General features: G+C 29.3%; 4 protein-coding genes. All 4 read right to left on the reverse strand.

All coding sequences use genetic code 11. The features are described from left to right. On the reverse strand, positions 1-397 hold a 397-nt coding region (locus AB2369_RS13045), incomplete at its 3' end, for a hypothetical protein (protein WP_367666903.1). Continuing rightward, positions 379-1,065 (reverse strand): response regulator transcription factor, encoded by a 687-nt coding sequence (locus AB2369_RS13050; protein ID WP_367666904.1) that lies wholly within the window; start codon positions 1,063-1,065, stop codon positions 379-381. The genes AB2369_RS13050 and AB2369_RS13045, both read right to left, overlap by 19 nt. Before the next feature lie 65 nt (positions 1,066-1,130). Next, positions 1,131-1,886: an ABC transporter ATP-binding protein gene (locus AB2369_RS13055; protein ID WP_367666905.1), complete on the reverse strand. Its 756-nt coding sequence runs from the start codon at positions 1,884-1,886 to the stop codon at positions 1,131-1,133. Between the two features lie 12 nt (positions 1,887-1,898). Then, positions 1,899-2,153: hypothetical protein (locus AB2369_RS13060; protein ID WP_367666906.1), on the reverse strand; the 255-nt coding region annotated here is incomplete at its 5' end.

Below are 2,153 nucleotides of genomic sequence, written 5' to 3' on the forward strand. Positions count from 1 at the left end.
CACCATCCTTAACTAAAGGAGTACTATATCTAATTAAACCATTGTTTCTATTAAGAAAGGCATTATCATAACCTATTTCATTTTCAAAATTTATCTTCTCGCCCTTATTAAAATCATCTATAGAAGAAAATATAACTTCCCCTTTCAAGTTTATAACTCCATAATTATAAAAATCATCTTTCATGTAATAGTTATTTTCTTTAAACATTTCCTTAATGGCTTCTCTTTGAATTGAAGTTTCTATTCTTAATAGGTTAGACTTATCTTCTTTCTTAATATCTTTTTTTAGAATTAGAGTAGAATATATAAAGGATACTATAACAAGTAGCCATATTAATCCTGTAAATATACTAATTTTTTTACTAAGATAATCTTCTTTTACTCTATTATCTCCCACTTATATCCTACTCCCCATATTGTCTTTATTGACTTTTCACCATATTCTCCAAGTTTCTCTCTCAATCTTTTCACGTATACAGCTATAGTATTTTCATCCATATACTCACTGTATCCCCATACATTTTCATATACCTGAGATTTTGAAAATACCTGTGAAGGATTAGATGTAAAAAAGTCTAATATTTGAAATTCCTTAGAGGTAAGCGCTATCTCTTTACCATTTAGTAGAGCTTTATATCCCTTAGAATCCACTATTAAATCTCCAAATTGTTTTATATCTAATGGTATATCATTAGAAAATGAAGTATACCTTCTTATATGAGCTTTCACCCTTGCTACCAATTCCATTGGAGAAAAGGGCTTTGTTATATAGTCATCTGCTCCAACTCCTAATGTGAGTATCTTATCCATCTCTCCACTCTTAGCCGATAGCATAATTATTGGCATCTTTGATATTTTCCTTATTCTTTTACAGACTTCAATTCCATCTAAAAGTGGGAGCATAATATCTAAAATAATGAGTTTTATCTTAGGATCATTTGAGAGCTCTGTCCCTTTTAATCCATCATTAGCTATAAGCACCTGAAATCCGTTTATCTCTAAATAATCTTTTATTAAGTTTCCTAAATCATTATCATCTTCAATAACTAAAATTTTATCCCCCATTTACTCACCCCCACTTTAATTATATCATTATTTTACCATCTCTTACTTATTATAAATTCTAAATTTTACCATCCCTTACCTTTTATAAATTCAAATATCTTCTCTTCTCTACTATCTGAATCCTTTTCGTTGTATCTTCCAAGAGTTAAATCCCCATCAATTCTTCCATCCTTTAAATAGATTAATCTACTTCCTCTTGATGCTGCCTTTATATCATGGGTTACCATTACTATAGATTGTCCCCCTTCATTTAACTGAGTAAGTATATCTAGTACCCTAGCTCCTGTTGAAGAATTAAGAGAACCTGTTGGTTCATCACCAAAGATTACCTTAGGATTATTTATTAATGCCCTAGCAATTGCAGTCCTTTGCTGCTGTCCTCCTGATATTTCTGAAGGATATTTATTCTCTATATCTTTTATATCTAATTTATTTAATAGTTCATCTGCTTTTTTGTTTACACCTTTCTTATCTTTATTGTTTAAATAACCGCAGTAAGTAATATTTTCTTTTACAGTTAAATCATAAAGTAGGTTTATACTTTGAAAAACAAATGATATATCTTTATTTCTAACCCTTGTAGCTTCCTTTTCACCTATATTTGTTATATCTTTTCCTAAGAGATCAACTCTACCTGCGCTAGGATTATCCATGGTACTAATAGAATATAATAATGTGGATTTTCCAGACCCTGAACTCCCCATTATTACAGTAAAGTCGCCTTCATATATATCTAAATTAATATTCTTTAATACATTGTTTGATGTCTTACCTAAAATAAATGATTTACATAGCCCTCTTGCTTTAACTATACTTTCCATTTAAATTCCCCCCTATTCTTCCATAAGCTCTACTGTGGATATTTTTTTTATACTGAACATTGATATTATTGTTGCACCAATAGTTAATAGTCCAATAAATACTATTGTGATTATAACTTGCTTTTGCGGAATAATTATTCCATCTATTTCCATCATAAAAATCTTAGATATAGGTTTTGATATAGTATTATTTAAGATAAATCCAACTACCCCTGAAATACTTGTAAGCATTATGATTCTATATAAGGTTCTATTTAGAATATATCT

The sequence above is a fragment of the Clostridium sp. genome, assembly GCF_040797585.1.
Taxonomy (GTDB): domain Bacteria; phylum Bacillota; class Clostridia; order Clostridiales; family Clostridiaceae; genus Clostridium_Z.

Bases quoted from the DNA above. Each gene is read 5' to 3' on its own strand.
- AB2369_RS13055 (WP_367666905.1), bottom strand. From the start codon at position 1,886: ATGGAAAGTATAGTTAAAGCAAGAGGGCTATGTAAATCATTTATTTTA.
- AB2369_RS13050 (WP_367666904.1), bottom strand. From the start codon at position 1,065: ATGGGGGATAAAATTTTAGTTATTGAAGATGATAATGATTTAGGAAAC.